Source organism: Salmonella sp. SAL04196 (assembly GCF_046550835.1).
In the GTDB taxonomy this organism is placed as follows: domain Bacteria; phylum Pseudomonadota; class Gammaproteobacteria; order Enterobacterales; family Enterobacteriaceae; genus Salmonella; species Salmonella enterica.
In genome coordinates this window covers 1,303,833-1,324,022 of the sequence record NZ_JBGDXE010000001.1, presented here as the reverse complement: position 1 = coordinate 1,324,022, position 20,190 = coordinate 1,303,833, and the positions used below count along the sequence as shown (strand labels likewise).

General features: G+C 54.6%; 14 protein-coding genes. 9 read left to right on the top strand and 5 right to left on the bottom strand.

The window, feature by feature from the left end; all coding sequences use genetic code 11:
• Positions 1-43 precede the first annotated feature (43 nt).
• Positions 44-955 carry a LysR family transcriptional regulator gene (locus ACLJPE_RS06735; RefSeq protein ID WP_000597928.1) on the top strand — a complete coding sequence of 304 codons (912 nt, stop codon included), beginning with the start codon at positions 44-46 and terminating at the stop codon, positions 953-955.
• A 90-nt stretch (positions 956-1,045) separates the two neighbouring features.
• On the opposite strand, the gene infA is transcribed toward ACLJPE_RS06735, so the two are convergent.
• The 5 genes from infA to trxB form a co-directional block, all read right to left on the bottom strand.
• Entirely contained in the window at positions 1,046-1,264 is a 219-nt protein-coding gene (gene infA, locus ACLJPE_RS06730) for a translation initiation factor IF-1 (RefSeq protein ID WP_001040187.1), read from the bottom strand.
• Positions 1,265-1,575: 311 nt separating this feature from the next.
• Positions 1,576-2,280 carry a leucyl/phenylalanyl-tRNA--protein transferase gene (aat, locus tag ACLJPE_RS06725; protein WP_001241640.1) on the bottom strand — a complete coding sequence of 235 codons (705 nt, stop codon included), beginning with the start codon at positions 2,278-2,280 and terminating at the stop codon, positions 1,576-1,578.
• 44 nt (positions 2,281-2,324) lie between these two features.
• The gene (gene cydC / locus ACLJPE_RS06720; protein WP_001202249.1) at positions 2,325-4,046 is read right to left on the bottom strand and encodes a heme ABC transporter ATP-binding protein/permease CydC; all 1,722 of its coding nucleotides are present in this window, start codon (positions 4,044-4,046) and stop codon (positions 2,325-2,327) included.
• Positions 4,047-5,813, bottom strand: a complete 1,767-nt coding sequence (gene cydD, locus ACLJPE_RS06715; RefSeq protein ID WP_001044531.1) for a heme ABC transporter permease/ATP-binding protein CydD — start codon at positions 5,811-5,813, stop codon at positions 4,047-4,049.
• Between the two features lie 114 nt (positions 5,814-5,927).
• Positions 5,928-6,896, bottom strand: coding sequence for a thioredoxin-disulfide reductase (gene trxB / locus ACLJPE_RS06710; protein ID WP_000537405.1), 969 nt, complete (start codon positions 6,894-6,896; stop codon positions 5,928-5,930).
• A 546-nt stretch (positions 6,897-7,442) separates the two neighbouring features.
• Here trxB and lrp point away from each other — a divergent pair.
• The 8 genes from lrp (at position 7,443) to ACLJPE_RS06670 (ending at position 19,903) form a co-directional block, all read left to right on the top strand.
• The gene (gene lrp / locus ACLJPE_RS06705; RefSeq protein ID WP_000228469.1) at positions 7,443-7,937 is read left to right on the top strand and encodes a leucine-responsive transcriptional regulator Lrp; all 495 of its coding nucleotides are present in this window, start codon (positions 7,443-7,445) and stop codon (positions 7,935-7,937) included.
• A gap of 134 nt (positions 7,938-8,071) precedes the next feature.
• Positions 8,072-12,070 carry a DNA translocase FtsK gene (gene ftsK, locus ACLJPE_RS06700; RefSeq protein ID WP_001542595.1) on the top strand — a complete coding sequence of 1,333 codons (3,999 nt, stop codon included), beginning with the start codon at positions 8,072-8,074 and terminating at the stop codon, positions 12,068-12,070.
• A 142-nt stretch (positions 12,071-12,212) separates the two neighbouring features.
• The gene (gene lolA, locus ACLJPE_RS06695; protein ID WP_001519746.1) at positions 12,213-12,824 is read left to right on the top strand and encodes an outer membrane lipoprotein chaperone LolA; all 612 of its coding nucleotides are present in this window, start codon (positions 12,213-12,215) and stop codon (positions 12,822-12,824) included.
• 9 nt (positions 12,825-12,833) lie between these two features.
• Positions 12,834-14,177 (top strand): replication-associated recombination protein RarA, encoded by a 1,344-nt coding sequence (rarA, locus tag ACLJPE_RS06690; protein WP_000067787.1) that lies wholly within the window; start codon positions 12,834-12,836, stop codon positions 14,175-14,177.
• 258 nt (positions 14,178-14,435) lie between these two features.
• The gene (gene serS / locus ACLJPE_RS06685) at positions 14,436-15,728 is read left to right on the top strand and encodes a serine--tRNA ligase (RefSeq protein WP_000886699.1); all 1,293 of its coding nucleotides are present in this window, start codon (positions 14,436-14,438) and stop codon (positions 15,726-15,728) included.
• Positions 15,729-15,965: 237 nt separating this feature from the next.
• Positions 15,966-18,410, top strand: a complete 2,445-nt coding sequence (dmsA, locus tag ACLJPE_RS06680) for a dimethylsulfoxide reductase subunit A (protein ID WP_000850250.1) — start codon at positions 15,966-15,968, stop codon at positions 18,408-18,410.
• Between the two features lie 10 nt (positions 18,411-18,420).
• Entirely contained in the window at positions 18,421-19,038 is a 618-nt protein-coding gene (gene dmsB, locus ACLJPE_RS06675) for a dimethylsulfoxide reductase iron-sulfur subunit DmsB (RefSeq protein WP_000213069.1), read from the top strand.
• Between the two features lies 1 nt (position 19,039).
• Positions 19,040-19,903, top strand: coding sequence for a dimethyl sulfoxide reductase anchor subunit family protein (locus ACLJPE_RS06670; protein WP_000534679.1), 864 nt, complete (start codon positions 19,040-19,042; stop codon positions 19,901-19,903).
• Positions 19,904-20,190: the final 287 nt, after the last annotated feature.

The window sequence follows — 20,190 nt, the reverse complement described above, 5'->3', positions numbered from 1 at the left end:
GTGGCTAAAATGGCTCATACCGTTCCATTAATAGGACAATGTAATGATAAAAACGGATCTCAATGATTTTGCGTGGTTTGTGCATGTGGTCGAAGAGGGTGGGTTTGCCGCTGCGGGGCGTGCGCTTGATGAACCAAAATCAAAACTGAGCCGGCGTATTGCGCAACTGGAGGAACGGCTGGGCGTGCGATTGATTCAGCGAACTACCCGGCAGTTTAACGTTACCGAAGTGGGACAAACATTCTATGAGCACTGTAAAGCGATGCTGGTGGAAGCTCAGGCGGCGCAGGATGCCATTGCCGCATTGCAGGTAGAGCCTCGCGGTATCGTGAAGCTGACCTGCCCGGTGACGCTGCTGCATGTACACATCGGCCCAATGCTGGCGAAATTTATGGCGCGTTATCCTGATGTTTCGCTACAGCTTGAAGCGACCAATCGTCGGGTGGACGTCGTAGGGGAGGGGGTGGATGTGGCGATTCGCGTCAGGCCGCGCCCGTTTGAAGATAGCGACCTGGTGATGCGCGTCCTGGCTGACAGAGGGCATCGCCTGTTTGCCAGCCCGGATCTTATCGCACGGATGGGAATCCCTTCCGCGCCGGCGGAGTTGAGTCATTGGCCAGGGCTAAGTCTTGCATCCGGCAAGCATATCCACCGCTGGGAACTTTACGGCCCGCAGGGCGCGCGTGCGGAAGTCCATTTTACCCCGCGTATGATTACCACCGACATGTTGGCGCTACGCGAGGCGGCGATGGCGGGCGTGGGGCTTGTGCAGTTACCTGTCTTAATGGTGAAAGAACAACTGGCCGCCGGTGAACTGGTCGCGGTGCTGGAAGAGTGGGAGCCCCGGCGGGAGGTTATTCATGCTGTGTTCCCATCCCGGCGAGGATTATTACCTTCCGTACGCGCGTTGGTCGATTTTTTGACGGAAGAGTATGCGCGCATGGTGGAAGAGTAACCTGCTCGTCATTCATCGACTTAATGGACGCAAAAAAGGCCGGTTAAACCGACCTTTTATCCAGCCGCCCTTCAGGGCGTGAGGAGACAATTAGCGACTACGGAAGACAATGCGGCCTTTGCTCAGGTCGTACGGGGTCAGCTCAACGGTCACTTTGTCGCCCGTCAGGATGCGGATGTAGTTCTTACGCATTTTACCGGAGATGTGTGCAGTAACCACGTGACCGTTTTCTAACTCTACGCGGAACATGGTATTAGGTAACGTTTCGAGAACGGTACCTTGCATTTCAATATTGTCTTCTTTGGCCATCTAATCCTCTGGGGTATCACTACCATAATTTGAACCGGCAAGATAATGCCGAACTTCTTTTGATAAGTAAAGATTTGTGCGTTTAAAACACAGCAAACCAGGTTTAGCACATGATTCCGCGACACACGACAACGCCGCGTTATACACCTTTTCCCTGATACTACCGCCTGATGTATCGACATAAGCGCAACATATAAGGGAACGGTGAAATAAACGATGGGCGTTACCTGACAACGGGCTGCGGGATAATATGCTAAACCAATTCTGCGGCAGCAATTATAACACCCCAATAAAAAATGTGCCGAAAACATTCACTTCCGGGGCAAAAATAATGTCCGCGGCACCCAAAAACGGGAGGCCAGCGGCTGTTGGCGTAAGGCCGCGAGGTGATCGAGGTAGTCACGACGTGGAATTTCAATGGCGCCGAGCGAGGCGGTATGACTATTAAGTACCTGACAATCAATAAGTTTACCGCCGTGACGGATAAATTCAGCGCAAAAAACCAGCAGTGCGGTTTTAGAGGCATTCTCCTGGCGGCTAAACATCGATTCGCCGCAAAACAGCGCCCCCTGCGAGACGCCATACATCCCGCCGACCAGTTCCTGATCACGCCACACTTCAATGGAGTGCGCGTGGCCCAATTCATGTAATCGGCGATAGGCTTCCTCAATACCACGCGTTATCCAGGTGCCTTCGTCACGGTGATTGGCGCATCCATCAATGACCCGATCGAAAGCGTAATTGAGCGTCACGCGGTAAGGGGATGCGTTGTGAAAGCGCTTCATGCTGCGACTGAGGTGAAACTTTTCAGGCCACAGCACGGCGCGCGGATCGGGCGACCACCACAGAATCGGGTCGCCCGGCGAAAACCACGGGAAAATCCCGTGCTGGTAGGCCATTAACAACCGGGCAGGGCTGAGATCGCCGCCCAGCGCCAGTAAACCGTTAGGCTCGCGTAAAGCGCCTTCCGGCGAAGGGAAGGCGATAGAATGTCGGGAAAGCTGAACCAGACGCATGACGGCGAAACTCCAGTACGCAAGTCGGATCGTTCAATAATAGCTTACAGACGTTGTTTAAACTGATAATAGCGCCCTTGTCCGGCTAACAATTCTGCATGAGTGCCTCGCTCAATGATGCGCCCGTCGTCCATTACGATGATTTGATCAAAACGGGCCAGGCCGCGCAAACGGTGAGTCACCATCAGGACGGTTTTCTCGCGCATCACATCGGCAAGTAATTCCAGCATTTCGCTCTCGGTGGTCGCATCCAGCCCCTCAGTGGGCTCATCCAACAGCATTAACGGGGCATCGTGCAACAGCGCGCGGGCGATGGCCAGGCGACGAAGTTCGCCGCCGGACAGCAGACGACCGCCTTCGCCAAGCCAGCTATTAAGCCCACTATCTTCGAGCAGATTTTCGAGGCCGACGCGACGCAGCATGTCGGAAAGGGCTTCGTCGCTGGCATTGGGCGCCGCCAGTAATAAATTATCACGCAGTGTGGCGCTGAACAGGTGGACACGCTGCGGCACCACGCTGATAGTCTGGCGTAAGGCGGATTCGCTCAGCGAGGATAGCGGAAGATCGTTGAGCAGAATTTCGCCTTGTTGCGGGTCCCAGGCGCGGGTGAGTAGCTGCAACAGCGTTGATTTTCCGCAGCCGGTACGCCCCAGAATAGCGACATGCTCGCCAGGATTAGCCTGTAATGAGAGGGCATTGAGCGCATTAATCGGCTGGTCGGGATAACGAAACGAAACGTCCCGCAGGGTGAGTGTGACCTTTTCCGGCGCGGGAGTTTCTGCCTGTGGAAAGGTCACCTCCGGTTTTTGCTCCGTTAATTCAGTGATACGAAGCGCAGAGGCGATAACCTGCCCCAGATGCTGGAATGCGCCGGTAACGGGCGCAAGCGCCTCGAAAGCCGCCAGCGCGCAGAAGACAAACAGCGCGATGAGCGCGCCGGGCTGCGTATTGCCGCCAACGCCGCCGGAGGCCATCCACAACATTAACATCACCGCCAGCGCGCCAATCAGCAGCATTAACGCCTGCGATAAGGCGGTCAGTTCAGACTGTCGGCGTTGGGCCTCATGCCATTGTAATTCGGTGGCTTCCATTTGCGCCCGATAGCGTTTGCTGGCGCCAAAAATGGTGAGTTCCGCCTGGCCCTGTAACCATGACGTGAGCTGTTGGCGATACTGACCTCGTAGATGCGTCAGATTTTGGCCGGTATTTTTGCCGGCGCGATAAAACACCGGCGGCATAATAAACAGCGTCAACAGCATAATGCCGCCCAGCGTGATCGCCAGCGTCACGTCGAGAACGCTAAGCCCCAGGGTGACAATCATAATCACTACAAAAGCGCCGACCAGCGGGGAGATGACGCGCAAATAGAGATGATCCAGCGTGTCGACGTCGGCAACGATGCGGTTCAGCAGTTCACCTTGCTGATATCGCGCCAGACCCGCGGGGGAGAGCGGTAGAAGTTTGCTGAAGGTGTAAATACGCAGATGTTGCAGCACGCGGAACGTGGCGTCATGACTTACCAGACGTTCAAAATAACGACCGGCGGTACGGGTAATGGCCGCGCCGCGCACGCCGGCTGCCGGGAGCATATAGTTAAAACTGTAAATTCCCGCGAAGCCTGCGATAGCGGACGCGGACAGGAACCACCCGGAAAGCGTCAGCAGCCCGATACTGGCAAGCAGGGTCAGGATTGCCAGCGCAATTCCCAGCGTTAGCATCCATTTGTGGCGTTTATAAAGCGTCAGATAAGGGAGTAGCGCGCGCATTTAAATATCCTCCTGACGGTGAGCCAATAACGTCGCAAAAGCGCCGTTGGCGGCGCTGAGTTCGGCATAACTGCCTTGTTCGACAATCGCGCCATCTTGCATAACCCAGATAGCGTCCCAGTCGGCGAGATCTTCCAACTGATGCGTCACCATTAATGTGGTCTGGCGTTTTGACGCCGCTTTTAACGCCTGCATGACGCGTTGCTCGCTGTGAGCGTCCAGGCTTGCCGCCGGTTCATCCAGCAGTAGCAGTTGACAGGGATTAAGTAGCGCACGGGCGACCGCTACACGCTGTGCCTGGCCGACGGAAAGTCTGCTGGCATGATTGCCGAGCGGGGTGTCTACTCCCTGCGGCAGCAGCGGTAAAAACTCGCTTACCCATGCGGCGTCAAGCGCGGCATAAAGTTCCTGCTCGCTGGCGTCCGGGCGCGCCAGTAATACATTTTCGCGTAGCGTCGCCGCAGGTAATTGCGGGTTTTGTCCGACCCAGGAGAGATGCTGGCGCCAGGATTCCGGCGAGAGATCGCGAAGCTCGACACCGTTAATACGCAAAGATCCCTGATAGGAGAGAAAACCGGATAATACATTCAACAGAGAGCTTTTACCGGAACCGCTGCGTCCTACCAGGACGGCGCGTTCTCCTGCCGCTAATGAGAAATTCAGCGGCCCGGCAAGCGTTTTGCCTTCTGGCGAGGTGATAATAAGATTGACTGCGTCAATGGTTACAGGTTCGTTTTCCGCCAGCTCAACTTCGCCGCGCGCCGGGTGGGCGAGGGGTGTTTCCAGAAATGTCTTCAGACTATCCGCCGCGCCAACCGCCTGCGCCTTAGCATGATAAAACGTGCCGAGGTCGCGTAACGGCTGGAAAAACTCCGGCGCGAGGATCAAAGCGAGGAACCCGGCGGCGAGCGTCACACCAGTACCGTAATGACCAAAGTTCAGCTCGCCCAGGTAAGAGAAGCCAAAATAAACGGCGACCAGCGCAATAGAAAGCGAGGTGAAAAACTCCAGCACGCCGGAAGATAAAAAGGCGAGGCGCAGTACTTCCATCGTGCGTTGACGAAAATCCTGCGATGCTGCGCGAATGTTCTCGGTTTCCGCTTCTCCACGACCGAAAATTCGCAGCGTTTCCATCCCGCGCAGACGGTCAAGAAAATGGCCGCTTAGCCGGGCAAGCGCCAGGAAATTGCGGCGGTTGGCGTCAGCCGCGCCCATTCCCACCATCGCCATAAATAGGGGAATGAGCGGGGCAGTGCCCAGCAGAATCAGCGCCGCCGCCCAATTTGACGGGAAAATCGCCGCCACGATTAAGAGCGGTACGCAAACGGCAAGCGCCATTTGCGGCAGATAGCGCGCATAATAGTCATGCATATCGTCAATCTGTTCCAACACCAGCGTCGCCCAGCTACCGGCGGGCTTGCCCTGAATCCAGGCAGGGCCGGCTTGCTGCAGACGATCCAACACCTGACGGCGGATCTCAAAGCGAATATGTTGTCCGGCATGAAAACCGACGCGCTCGCGCAACCACACCACCCAGGCGCGAAGGACAAAGACCAGTATTAGCAGGATAAAAGGGAGCAACAGCGCTTCCCGTGGAATGTTCTCCATGATCATATGTTGCAGGATACGCGCCATGATCCAGGCCTGAGCGACAATTAATACGCCACTCATGAATCCCAACAGGCGGGAAATATTCAACCACCGTTGGGAGATTACGCTTTGCTGTTTTAACCAGCGGGTCAGCTCTTTTTGACGGGTTTTATTCATTGCACGCTTAGCAGGTGAGTTATTAGAATTTCAGGCAAGGGCAATGTTACAACGACGCAAAAATAAAGGCGACTTATAGTCGCCTTTTTTACTTTTGTTACTGATTTGTAAAAACTATTTGCTCGCGTCGGCCAGACAATCGAGATAGCGTTCAGCATCCAGCGCCGCCATACAGCCCGTACCTGCAGAGGTGATCGCCTGACGGTAAATATGATCCATAACGTCACCCGCCGCGAATACGCCAGGGATGCTGGTTTGTGTGGCGTTGCCATGGGTGCCGGACTGAACTTTGATATAACCATTTTCCAGCTCAAGCTGGCCTTCGAAGAGCGCCGTGTTTGGGCTATGACCGATGGCTACGAAAAGTCCGGCGATGTCCAGCGTCTCGATATTATCGCTCTGCTGCGTGTCGCGAAGACGCAGACCAGTGACGCCCATCTGATCGCCGGTCACTTCTTCCAGCGTCCGGTTGGTGTGCAGAATGATATTGCCATTTTCAACTTTATCCATCAGGCGCTTAATGAGGATTTTTTCAGCGCGGAAACCGTCACGGCGATGGATAAGGTGCACTTCCGAAGCGATGTTGGACAGATAAAGCGCTTCTTCAACTGCGGTGTTGCCGCCGCCGATCACCGCCACTTTCTGGTTGCGGTAGAAGAAACCGTCGCAGGTTGCGCAGGCGGAAACGCCGCGCCCTTTAAAGGCTTCTTCCGATGGCAGCCCCAGATAGCGCGCGGAAGCGCCGGTCGCAATGATCAACGCATCGCAAGTGTACTCTGCGCTGTCACCTGTCAGACGGAACGGACGATTTTGCAGATCCACTTTGTTGATGTGATCAAAAATTATCTCGGTTTCAAATTTTGCCGCATGTTCATGCATGCGTTCCATCAGCAGCGGGCCGGTCAAATCGTTTGGATCGCCGGGCCAGTTTTCCACTTCCGTCGTGGTAGTCAGTTGACCGCCTTTTTCCATACCGGTAATAAGTACTGGCTGTAAATTTGCGCGCGCGGCATACACCGCCGCGGTATATCCCGCCGGTCCTGAGCCCAGAATAAGCAGCTTACTGTGTTTGGTCGTGCCCATGAGATCCCCATAGTTGTTGGCAGACAATGAGCAGAATTGTAGGGAATTTACAGACGTAAAAAAAGAGCATAACGATTTTGTTAACAATATGTGTAATAGCATGAACCGATGAACGACCGGGACAGCGACGTTATCATCACAAATTTTACTTGAAATCGGTAACTTATAAGGTGACGAAATGACAGTTTACCGCCCTCTCTAATGAATAACTGGCATGTTGTACTAAAAATCGATGTTTTGCTTTGACAATCACCTGCTGTTTTGCGAAAACATTCGAGGAAGAAAAAAACTGTGTTATGTATGTGCTGCATAATCATGCATGTAAATACCATGTTTACCGGGCTAGTGAAATCTACGCATGGCGTGGACAGACGCCATTCGTGATGTCGATAGCTGCCGCGAGGCAACGGTCTTCTCACCATAGACCAGGCATTGCGCGCCGTTAATCCCTCTGGGTTTCGGTCTATTGTGATGGGCAGCGACTCTGAACAGTGATGTGAGTAGAGTCAGGCAGGAGTAGGGAAGGAATACAGAGAGACAATAATAATGGTAGATAGCAAGAAGCGCCCTGGCAAAGATCTCGACCGTATCGATCGTAACATTCTTAATGAACTGCAAAAGGATGGGCGTATTTCCAACGTCGAGCTTTCTAAACGAGTAGGGCTTTCGCCGACACCTTGCCTTGAGCGTGTGCGTCGGCTGGAGCGACAGGGGTTTATCCAGGGCTATACGGCGCTGTTGAACCCGCATTATCTGGATGCGTCACTTCTGGTATTCGTTGAGATTACCTTAAATCGCGGCGCGCCGGATGTGTTTGAACAGTTTAATGCCGCCGTGCAAAAGCTTGAAGAGATTCAGGAGTGTCATTTGGTTTCCGGCGATTTCGACTACCTGTTGAAAACCCGTGTACCGGATATGTCAGCGTATCGAAAACTATTGGGAGAGACGTTGCTGCGCTTGCCAGGTGTGAACGACACCCGAACTTACGTAGTGATGGAAGAGGTAAAACAGAGTAATCGTCTGGTTATTAAGACACGCTAACACGGAACAGGTGCAAAATCGCCGTAGTTTGATTACACTCCTGTTAATCCATACAGCAACAGTGCCGGGGTAACCCGGTGCTGTTGTCCGTTTTAGCATCGGGCGGGAAAAGCCTGGAACCTGGAGAGCCTTTTTTGAGCCAGGAATATACTGAAGACAAAGACGTCACATTGACGAAGTTAAGCAGCGGGCGCCGACTTCTGGAAGCGTTGTTGATACTTATTGCCCTTTTTGCCGTCTGGCTGATGGCGGCCTTGTTGAGCTTTAACCCTTCGGACCCCAGTTGGTCGCAAACCGCCTGGCATGAACCCATCCATAATTTAGGCGGCGCGCCGGGCGCGTGGCTGGCCGATACACTGTTCTTTATTTTTGGCGTAATGGCCTACACCATCCCTGTCATTATTGTCGGCGGGTGTTGGTTTGCGTGGCGTCATCAGTCTACGGATGATTACATCGACTATTTTGCTGTGTCGCTACGCCTTATCGGCGTGCTGGCGCTGATTCTCACTTCCTGCGGTCTGGCGGCCATTAATGCCGACGATATCTGGTATTTCGCCTCCGGCGGCGTAATTGGCAGCCTGTTAAGCACCACGCTGCAGCCGTTGTTGCATAGTAGCGGCGGAACGATAATGCTTCTCTGTATTTGGGCTGCCGGGCTGACGCTCTTTACCGGTTGGTCCTGGGTTAGTATCGCCGAAAAATTAGGCGGCTGGTTGCTTAATATACTGACCTTCGCCAGCAACCGTACCCGGCGTGATGATACGTGGGTTGACGACGAAGAGTATGATGACGAATACGATGAAGAAACCGACGGCGTGCAGCGTGAATCTCGCCGGGCGCGTATTTTGCGCGGCGCGTTGGCGCGTCGTAAGCGACTGGCTGAAAAATTCAGCAATCCACGGGGCCGTCAGACCGATGCCGCGCTCTTTTCCGGCAAACGGATGGATGATGACGAGGACATTCAGTATAGCGCGCGCGGCGTCGCTGCCGATCCCGACGACGTTCTGTTTTCGGGCAACCGTGCGACGCAGCCGGAATATGATGAATATGATCCGCTGTTAAACGGCCATTCTGTCACCGAACCGGTTGCCGCCGCTGCGGCCGCAACTGCCGTCACCCAGACGTGGGCAGCGTCCGCCGATCCCATAATGCAAACGCCGCCCATGCCGGGGGCTGAGCCGGTTGTCGCGCAACCGACCGTGGAGTGGCAGCCCGTACCGGGGCCGCAAACCGGCGAGCCGGTTATCGCGCCTGCGCCGGAGGGGTATCAGCCGCATCCGCAATATGCTCAACCGCAGGAGGCGCAAAGTGCGCCGTGGCAGCAACCTGTGCCTGTCGCTTCCGCGCCGCAATACGCCGCGACGCCAGCGACCGCAGCAGAGTATGACTCTCTTGCGCCGCAGGAAACACAGCCGCAATGGCAGGCGCCGGATGCCGAACAACACTGGCAGCCGGAGCCGACCCATCAGCCGACGCCGGTTTATCAGCCGGAGCCGATAGCGGCTGAACCTTCCCACATGCCGCCGCCGGTTATCGAACAGCCGGTTGCCACCGAGCCTGAACCTGTCATAGAAGAGACCAGACCCGCCCGTCCTCCGCTTTACTATTTTGAAGAGGTGGAAGAGAAACGCGCCCGTGAGCGCGAACAACTGGCGGCATGGTATCAACCGATTCCGGAGCCGGTAAAAGAGAACGTGCCGGTCAAACCTACGGTATCTGTCGCGCCATCCATACCGCCAGTGGAAGCGGTAGCCGCCGCCGCGTCGCTTGACGCAGGTATTAAGAGTGGCGCTCTGGCAGCAGGCGCCGCGGCCGCTGCGCCTGCATTTGGTCTGGCTACCGGCGGCGCGCCGCGTCCGCAGGTGAAAGAGGGGATTGGTCCGCAACTGCCGCGTCCGAACCGCGTTCGCGTGCCGACCCGACGGGAACTGGCGTCGTACGGTATTAAGCTGCCGTCACAGAGGATTGCAGAAGAAAAAGCCCGCGAGGCGGAGCGCAATCAGTACGAGACGGGCGCGCAGCTAACCGATGAAGAAATAGATGCAATGCATCAGGACGAGTTAGCCCGTCAGTTTGCGCAGTCGCAGCAGCATCGTTATGGTGAGACGTATCAGCATGATACTCAACAGGCAGAAGATGACGATACCGCTGCGGAAGCTGAATTAGCCCGCCAGTTTGCCGCTTCGCAACAGCAGCGATATTCCGGCGAGCAACCCGCTGGCGCGCAGCCGTTCTCACTGGACGATCTGGATTTCTCGCCAATGAAAGTATTGGTTGATGAAGGTCCGCACGAACCGCTGTTCACGCCGAGTGTCATGCCCGAATCAACGCCTGTTCAGCAGCCGGTAGCACCGCAGCCGCAGTATCAACAGCCGCAACAGCCGGTAGCGCCGCAGCCGCAGTATCAGCAGCCGCAACAGCCGGTAGCGCCGCAACCGCAGTATCAGCAGCCGCAACAGCCGGTAGCGCCGCAGCCACAGTATCAGCAGCCGCAGCAGCCGGTAGCGCCGCAGCCACAGTATCAGCAGCCGCAGCAACCGACAGCGCCGCAGCCGCAGTATCAGCAGCCGCAACAGCCGACAGCGCCGCAAGACAGCCTGATTCACCCGCTGTTGATGCGTAACGGCGACAGTCGTCCATTACAGCGTCCGACGACGCCGCTGCCTTCGTTAGATCTTCTGACGCCGCCGCCGAGCGAAGTTGAACCGGTAGATACCTTTGCGCTGGAGCAAATGGCGCGTCTGGTTGAAGCGCGTCTGGCGGATTTCCGCATTAAAGCTGATGTGGTGAACTATTCGCCAGGCCCGGTCATTACTCGCTTTGAACTGAATCTGGCCCCGGGCGTTAAAGCGGCGCGTATCTCCAACCTTTCCCGGGATCTGGCGCGCTCATTGTCAACGGTAGCCGTACGCGTTGTGGAGGTCATTCCAGGCAAACCTTACGTAGGGTTGGAATTGCCGAACAAGAAACGGCAAACCGTTTATCTGCGCGAAGTGTTGGATAACGCCAAATTCCGCGAGAATCCGTCGCCGCTTACCGTGGTGTTAGGTAAGGATATCGCGGGCGATCCGGTAGTGGCGGATCTGGCGAAAATGCCTCACCTGCTGGTGGCCGGTACGACCGGTTCCGGTAAGTCGGTCGGAGTTAACGCCATGATCCTCAGTATGCTGTATAAAGCGCAGCCGGAAGACGTTCGCTTTATCATGATCGACCCGAAAATGTTAGAACTCTCGGTCTATGAGGGTATACCGCATCTGTTGACAGAAGTTGTTACCGACATGAAAGACGCGGCTAACGCGTTACGCTGGAGCGTCAATGAGATGGAGCGTCGCTATAAGCTGATGTCCGCGCTCGGCGTGCGTAATCTGGCTGGGTATAACGAGAAAATCGCCGAAGCGGCCCGCATGGGACGTCCGATTCCAGACCCGTACTGGAAGCCGGGTGACAGTATGGATGTTCAGCATCCGGTTCTGGAAAAACTGCCGTATATCGTGGTACTGGTTGATGAATTTGCCGACCTGATGATGACCGTCGGTAAAAAAGTTGAAGAGCTGATCGCGCGTCTGGCGCAGAAAGCGCGCGCCGCGGGGATTCACCTGGTACTGGCGACGCAGCGTCCGTCGGTCGATGTGATTACTGGTTTAATTAAAGCCAACATTCCAACCCGTATCGCTTTTACCGTATCCAGTAAGATCGACTCCCGCACCATTCTTGATCAGGGTGGCGCTGAGTCGTTATTGGGAATGGGGGACATGCTCTATTCCGGACCAAACTCCACCATGCCGGTACGTGTCCATGGGGCGTTTGTGCGTGACCAGGAAGTCCATGCGGTGGTTCAGGACTGGAAAGCGCGCGGTCGTCCGCAATATGTGGATGGCATTACCTCCGACAGCGAAAGCGAAGGTGGTGGTGGCGGTTTTGACGGCGGCGAAGAATTAGATGCGCTATTCGATCAGGCCGTTAATTTCGTCACCCAGAAGCGTAAAGCGTCCATTTCCGGCGTTCAGCGTCAGTTCCGCATCGGCTATAACCGTGCGGCGCGTATTATCGAACAGATGGAAGCGCAGGGTATTGTCAGCGCTCAGGGGCATAACGGTAATCGTGAAGTGCTGGCTCCGCCGCCTTTTGAGTAAACCTGTAAGCCGGATGGCGCTGTGCAGGTTGCCATCCGGCAACAAAATTCAGTATTTTCTTCTTTCCTCATGCTGATTTTTGGCCTGGAATAGAAAGCAAAAGGAGCTCCTGGTCGGGAGTGTCGAAACCTGAGGAATAATGATGAAAAAAATGGCAATCGCCTGTGCATTACTTTCAAGCGTTGTAGCCAGCAGCGTATGGGCTGACGCCGCCAGCTCTCTGAAAAGCCGTCTGGATAAAGTGAGCAGCTTTCATGCCACCTTTACTCAAAAAGTCACCGATGGCAGCGGTGCCGCGGTGCAGGAGGGACAGGGTGATTTATGGGTTAAGCGGCCAAATTTATTCAACTGGCATATGACGCAACCTGACGAGAGTATTCTGGTTTCTGACGGCAAAACGTTATGGTTCTATAACCCGTTTGTAGAACAGGCTACCGCCACGTGGTTGAAAGATGCCACCGGAAATACACCGTTTATGCTGATTGCCCGCAACCAGGCCAGCGACTGGCAGCAGTATAATATTAAGCAGGATGGCGATAATTTTGTGCTGACGCCGAAAGCCAGCAACGGCAATCTGAAACAGTTCACCATCAATGTGGGACGCGACGGGACTATCCACCAGTTTAGCGCCGTAGAACAAGACGATCAGCGTAGCGCCTATCAGCTAAAATCCCAGCAAAACGGCGCTGTTGATCCGTCAAAATTTACGTTTACTCCGCCGCAAGGGGTAACGATAGACGACCAACGTAAGTAGAGGCGATGAGTGAGCAATCTGTCGCTCGATTTTTCTGATAATACGTTTCAACCGCTGGCCGCGCGAATGCGGCCGGAAAATTTAGCGCAGTATATCGGCCAGCAGCATTTGCTGGCCGCAGGTAAACCGTTGCCTCGCGCTATTGAGGCCGGGCACCTGCACTCCATGATTTTATGGGGGCCGCCAGGGACGGGGAAAACCACGCTCGCTGAAGTGATCGCCCGCTACGCCAGCGCCGATGTCGAGCGTATTTCCGCCGTCACTTCTGGGGTAAAAGAGATTCGCGAAGCTATCGAGCGCGCCCGCCAGAATCGTAATGCCGGTCGCCGTACCATCCTGTTTGTCGATGAAGTGCATCGCTTTAACAAAAGCCAGCAGGACGCCTTTTTACCGCATATCGAAGATGGCACTATCACCTTTATCGGCGCGACCACGGAAAATCCCTCTTTTGAGCTGAACTCGGCGCTATTGTCGCGAGCGCGGGTCTATTTGCTGAAATCGTTGACCACTGACGATATTGAGCAAGTACTGGACCAGGCGATGCAGGACAAAACGCGTGGTTACGGCGATCAGGATATCGTGTTACCGGATGAGACACGGCGAGCGATTGCTGAGCTGGTCAATGGCGACGCGCGGCGCGCCTTAAATACGCTGGAAATGATGGCCGATATGGCGGAGGCGGATGATAGCGGCAAACGCGTTTTATGGCCCGCCTTGTTGACCGAGATCGCCGGCGAACGCAGCGCGCGTTTTGATAACAAAGGTGATCGCTTCTACGATCTTATTTCCGCCTTACATAAATCAGTGCGCGGCAGCGCGCCGGATGCCGCCCTCTATTGGTATGCCCGTATCATTACCGCGGGAGGCGATCCGCTGTACGTGGCGCGTCGCTGCCTGGCGATTGCCTCGGAAGATGTGGGTAATGCCGATCCGCGCGCGATGCAGGTCGCTATTGCCGCGTGGGATTGTTTCACCCGCGTCGGTCCGGCTGAAGGCGAAAGGGCGATCGCGCAGGCTATCGTTTATCTCGCCTGCGCGCCGAAGAGCAACGCCGTCTATACCGCCTTTAAGGCTGCGCTGGCCGACGCGCGCGAACGTCCTGATTATGACGTTCCTGTCCATCTGCGTAATGCGCCAACCAAACTGATGAAAGAGATGGGCTATGGCCAGGAGTACCGCTATGCCCACGATGAGCCCAATGCCTATGCTGCGGGTGAAGTGTACTTCCCGCCGGAAATCGCGCAAACGCGCTATTATCATCCGACAAATCGTGGTCTGGAAGGCAAGATTGGCGAAAAGCTCGCCTGGCTGGCTGAACAGGATCAAAATAGCCCCACAAAACGCTACCGCTAGTGTAAACGTTGCGGTAAGGTTATCTCTAAATATGATGCTCCAGGTATCATGGCGTTGATGATGAATCTCGTTATGCCTGATAGCACGTTGCTTATGAGGTCTGCGGGTATAGCGCAATGGATGCGTTGTTGCTGTCGTCGGTCAGGTAAGGCGAAAACGTCGCTATTACGTAAACGCGGTTTACGTTCATCAATACAATCAGAGGCGATCATCAATTGATCGCGTTTCCTTTTATTATTCGATAAGCACAGGATAAGCATGCTCGATCCCAATCTGCTGCGTAATGAGCCAGACGCAGTCGCTGAAAAACTGGCACGCCGGGGCTTTAAGCTGGATGTAGATAAGCTGCGCGCTCTTGAAGAGCGTCGTAAAGTTTTGCAGGTCAACACGGAAAACCTGCAGGCGGAGCGTAATTCTCGATCGAAATCCATCGGCCAGGCGAAAGCGCGCGGGGAAGATATCGAGCCTTTACGCCTGGAAGTGAATAAACTGGGCGAAGAGCTGGATGCGGCGAAAGCCGAGCTGGATACCTTGCTGGCGGAGATCCGCAATATCGCGCTGACCATCCCAAACCTGCCTGCGGATGAAGTGCCGGTAGGTAAAGATGAAAACGACAACGTTGAAGTCAGCCGCTGGGGTACCCCGCGTGAGTTTGATTTTGAAATCCGCGATCACGTCACCTTAGGGGAAATGCACTCCGGCCTCGACTTTGCCGCCGCGGTTAAGCTGACCGGCTCCCGTTTTGTAGTGATGAAAGGACAGATTGCGCGTATGCATCGCGCATTGTCGCAGTTCATGTTGGATCTGCATACGGAACAGCACGGCTATAGCGAAAACTACGTGCCGTATCTGGTTAACCACGACACGCTGTATGGCACCGGTCAACTGCCGAAATTCGCAGGCGATTTGTTCCATACCCGTCCGCTGGAAGAAGAAGCAGACAGCAGCAACTATGCTTTGATCCCGACGGCGGAGGTTCCGCTGACCAATCTGGTACGCGATGAAATCATCGACGAAGATCAGCTGCCAATTAAAATGACGGCGCATACGCCTTGTTTCCGTTCTGAAGCAGGTTCTTATGGTCGTGATACCCGTGGCCTGATTCGTATGCATCAGTTTGACAAAGTGGAAATGGTGCAGATCGTTCGCCCGGAAGATTCTATGGCTGCGTTGGAAGAGATGACCGGTCACGCGGAAAAAGTGCTCCAGCTACTGGGACTGCCGTACCGTAAAATTATTCTGTGCACTGGTGATATGGGCTTCGGCGCCTGCAAAACCTATGACCTCGAAGTCTGGGTTCCGGCGCAGAATACCTACCGCGAGATCTCTTCCTGCTCTAACGTCTGGGACTTCCAGGCGCGTCGTATGCAGGCACGCTGTCGCAGCAAGTCCGACAAAAAGACCCGTCTGGTCCATACCCTGAATGGTTCTGGTCTGGCGGTAGGTCGTACCCTGGTGGCCGTGATGGAAAACTATCAGCAGGCTGATGGTCGCATTGAAGTGCCGGAAGTATTACGTCCGTACATGAACGGACTGGAATATATCGGCTAATCCTCGCTTTCTCTTCTTCTAAAAAGCGCCTTCGGGCGCTTTTTTTATGCCAGTTTGATACCGGACAATAATCCCTACCCTATTAGGGGTAATACTGATTTCGAATGAAGGTCAGTTTTTAACGCTATTTTTCTATTTTTTCGATATATATCAGACTTTATAGCGACGTTATCGCTATATAAAATTCTATACATCGTTTTATTGTTTTTTTTATTGTGAGCAGCAGAGTGAGCCCTTATGAAAACTAAGATCCCTGATGCCGTGCTGGCAGCCGAGGTGAGCCGTCGTGGTTTAGTCAAAACCACCGCGATAGGCGGCCTGGCGATGGCCAGTAGCGCATTTACCCTGCCATTTACCCGCATCGCTAACGCCGCAGAGGCGATAAGCCCGGCGAAAACCGGCGAGAAAGTCGTCTGGAGCGCCTGTACGGTAAACTGTGGCAGCCGTTGTCCGCTACGTATGCATGTTGTGGATGGCGAAATCAAATATGTAGAAACGGATAATACCGGAAACGATGATTACGATGGCCTGCACCAGGTTCGCGCCTGCCTGCGCGGTCGTTCTATGCGTCGTCGCGTCTATAACCCGGATCGGCTCAAGTATCCGATGAAGCGCGTCGGCGCGCGCGGCGAAGGTAAATTTGAGCGTATTAGCTGGGACGAAGCCTACGATATCATTGCTACCAATATGCAGCGTCTTATCAAAGAGTATGGCAACGAGTCCATTTATCTGAACTATGGCACGGGTACGCTGGGCGGCACTTTGACACGTTCATGGCCGCCAGGAAAAACGCTGGTCGCCCGTCTGATGAACTGCTGCGGCGGTTATCTTAATCACTACGGTGATTACTCTTCCGCGCAAATCGCAGCGGGTCTGAATTACACCTATGGCGGCTGGGCGGATGGCAATAGTCCATCCGACATTGAAAACAGTAAGCTGGTGGTGTTGTTTGGTAATAACCCTGGCGAAACCCGCATGAGCGGGGGCGGTGTAACGTATTATCTTGAACAGGCGCGGCAGAAATCAAACGCGCGGATGATCATTATCGATCCTCGTTACACCGACACCGGCGCCGGTCGCGAAGATGAGTGGATTCCGATTCGTCCAGGTACCGATGCGGCGCTGGTCAATGGTCTGGCATATGTCTTAATCACCGAGAACATGGTCGATCAGCCGTTCCTGGACAAATATTGCGTCGGTTATGACGAAAAAACCTTGCCTGCCAGCGCGCCGAAAAACGGTCACTACAAAGCCTATATTCTGGGCCAGGGTAAAGACGGTATCGCGAAGACGCCGGAGTGGGCGGCGCAAATTACCGGTATCCCGGCGGATCGCATTATTAAGCTGGCGCGAGAAATCGGCAGCGCTAAACCCGCCTATATTTGCCAGGGGTGGGGACCACAACGTCATGCTAATGGAGAAATCGCCACGCGCGCCATCTCAATGCTGGCGATCCTGACGGGTAATGTTGGGATTAACGGCGGTAACAGCGGCGCGCGCGAAGGGTCTTATGCCCTGCCATTTGAACGTATGCCCACGTTAGAAAACCCGGTTGAAACCAGCATCTCCATGTTTATGTGGACCGATGCCATTGAACGCGGCCCGGAAATGACGGCGCTGCGTGATGGCGTGCGGGGGAAAGATAAGCTGGACGTGCCGATCAAAATGATCTGGAACTATGCTGGCAACTGTTTGATTAACCAGCACTCTGAGATTAACCGCACCCACGAAATCCTGCAGGATGACAAGAAATGTGAAATGATCGTCGTTATCGACTGTCATATGACATCGTCGGCAAAATACGCCGATATTCTGTTGCCTGATTGCACTGCTTCTGAGCAGATGGACTTTGCGCTGGATGCCTCCTGCGGAAACATGTCTTACGTTATCTTCACTGACCAGGCGATTAAACCTCGCTTCGAGTGTAAGACGATTTATGAGATGACCAGCGAACTGGCGAAACGTCTTGGCGTGGAACAACAGTTTACCGAAGGACGGACGCAAGAAGAGTGGATGCGTCATCTGTACGAACAGTCGCGTAAATCCATTCCGAATCTGCCCACCTTTGAGGAGTTCCGTAAGCAAGGCATCTTCAAACAGCGTGACCCCGAAGGCCACCATGTCGCCTATAAAGACTTCCGCGAAGATCCGCAAGCGAATCCACTTACAACGCCATCGGGCAAGATTGAAATCTATTCACAGGCGTTGGCGGATATCGCCGCCACCTGGGAGCTGCCGGAAGGCGACGTGATCGATCCATTACCGATCTACACGCCAGGTTTTGAAAACTATAACGATCCGCTAACGGATAAATTCCCGCTGCAGTTGACGGGTTTCCACTATAAAGCGCGTGTACATTCCACTTATGGCAACGTAGACGTACTGAAAGCCGCCTGTCGCCAGGAAATGTGGATTAACCCAATGGATGCGCAGAAACGCGGTATCAACAATGGCGATAAAGTCCGCATCTTCAACGATCGCGGCGAAGTACATATCGAGGCTAAAGTGACGCCGCGCATGATGCCGGGCGTGGTCGCCCTGGGAGAAGGCGCATGGTATGACCCGGATGCAAAACGCGTGGATCAGGGCGGATGTATTAACGTACTGACGACCCAACGTCCTTCTCCGCTGGCGAAGGGGAACCCGTCACATACGAACCTCGTTCAGGTTGAAAAGGCGTAAGGAGTAACCGATGACAACCCAGTATGGATTTTTTATTGATTCCAGCCGTTGCACCGGTTGCAAAACCTGCGAACTGGCCTGCAAGGACTACAAAGATTTGACCCCGGATGTCAGCTTCCGCCGCATTTATGAGTATGCGGGCGGCGACTGGCAGGAAGATAACGGCGTCTGGCACCAGAACGTCTTTGCCTATTATCTCTCCATCTCCTGTAACCACTGCGAAGACCCGGCCTGTACCAAAGTCTGCCCGAGCGGCGCGATGCACAAGCGCGATGACGGTTTTGTGGTGGTGAACGAAGAGGTCTGTATCGGCTGTCGCTACTGCCACATGGCCTGCCCGTACGGCGCGCCGCAGTACAACGCGGCCAAAGGTCATATGACCAAGTGCGACGGCTGTTACGACCGGGTGGCGGAAGGCAAAAAACCGATCTGCGTCGAATCCTGTCCGCTGCGAGCGCTGGACTTTGGTCCTATCGACGAGCTGCGTAAAAAACACGGTGAGCTGGCTGCCGTCGCGCCGCTGCCGCGCGCGCATTTCACGAAGCCGAATATTGTGATTAAACCCAACGCCAACAGCCGCCCGACCGGGGACACTACCGGTTATCTGGCCAATCCGAAGGAGGTATAAGATGGGAAGTGGATGGCATGAATGGCCGTTGATGATCTTCACGGTCTTTGGTCAGTGCGTGGCCGGTGGTTTTATTGTTCTGGCTCTGGCGCTGATGAAGGGCGACCTGCGCGCGGAAACGCAGCAGCGGGTGATCGCCTGTATGTTTGGTCTGTGGGTGCTGATGGGGATTGGCTTTATCGCCTCGATGCTGCATCTGGGTTCGCCGATGCGCGCGTTTAACTCGCTTAACCGCGTAGGTGCTTCCGCACTGAGCAATGAAATTGCCAGCGGTTCGGTGTTTTTTGCGGTCGGCGGGATTGGCTGGCTGTTGGCGGTACTGAAAAAGCTGCCGCCGGCACTGCGCACACTCTGGCTGATTATCACGATGGTACTGGGCGTCGTCTTCGTCTGGATGATGGTACGCGTCTATAACAGCATCGATACAGTACCGACCTGGTATAGCGTCTGGACGCCGCTGGGCTTCTTCCTGACGCTCTTTATGGGGGGGCCGCTACTGGGTTATCTGCTGCTGCGCATCGCGGGCGTGAACGGTTGGGCGATGCGTTTGTTACCTGCGGTTTCGGTGCTGGCGCTGGTGGTTATCGCCATTATGGCGGCCATGCAGGGCGCGGAACTGGCGACGATTCACAGTTCCATTCAGCAGGCGTCTGCTCTGGTGCCGGATTATGGCTCGCTGATGGCCTGGCGTATGGTGCTGCTTGCGGCGGCGTTGTGCTGCTGGATTGTGCCACAGTTAAAAGGGTATCAACCTGCGGTACCGTTGCTCTCTGTCGCCTTCATTCTGATGCTGGCGGGGGAATTGATTGGCCGCGGCGTATTCTATGGGCTGCATATGACCGTGGGCATGGCGGTAGCCAGCTAACGCGTTGACGCGTATTCGGCCTGCAGAACGTGCAGGCCGAATACGCCTTTAGCCACCATCAATATAAGGAATATAACCGGGGCGGGGAAGGCGCATATAAATCCATAGAGAAGAAAACGAAGCTAAAGGAACCATGAAATTTTTCGACTGAACAAAACGCCGATTTTGCGGGTTAGATCAATAAAAACAAGGGGATGAATTTTTAGCCTTTTAATATATTCACGTGCAGAATAAGTAAATCAAATCGATAGTCTCAAAACTTGCGGATCGCCCATGCGGAGCCGATT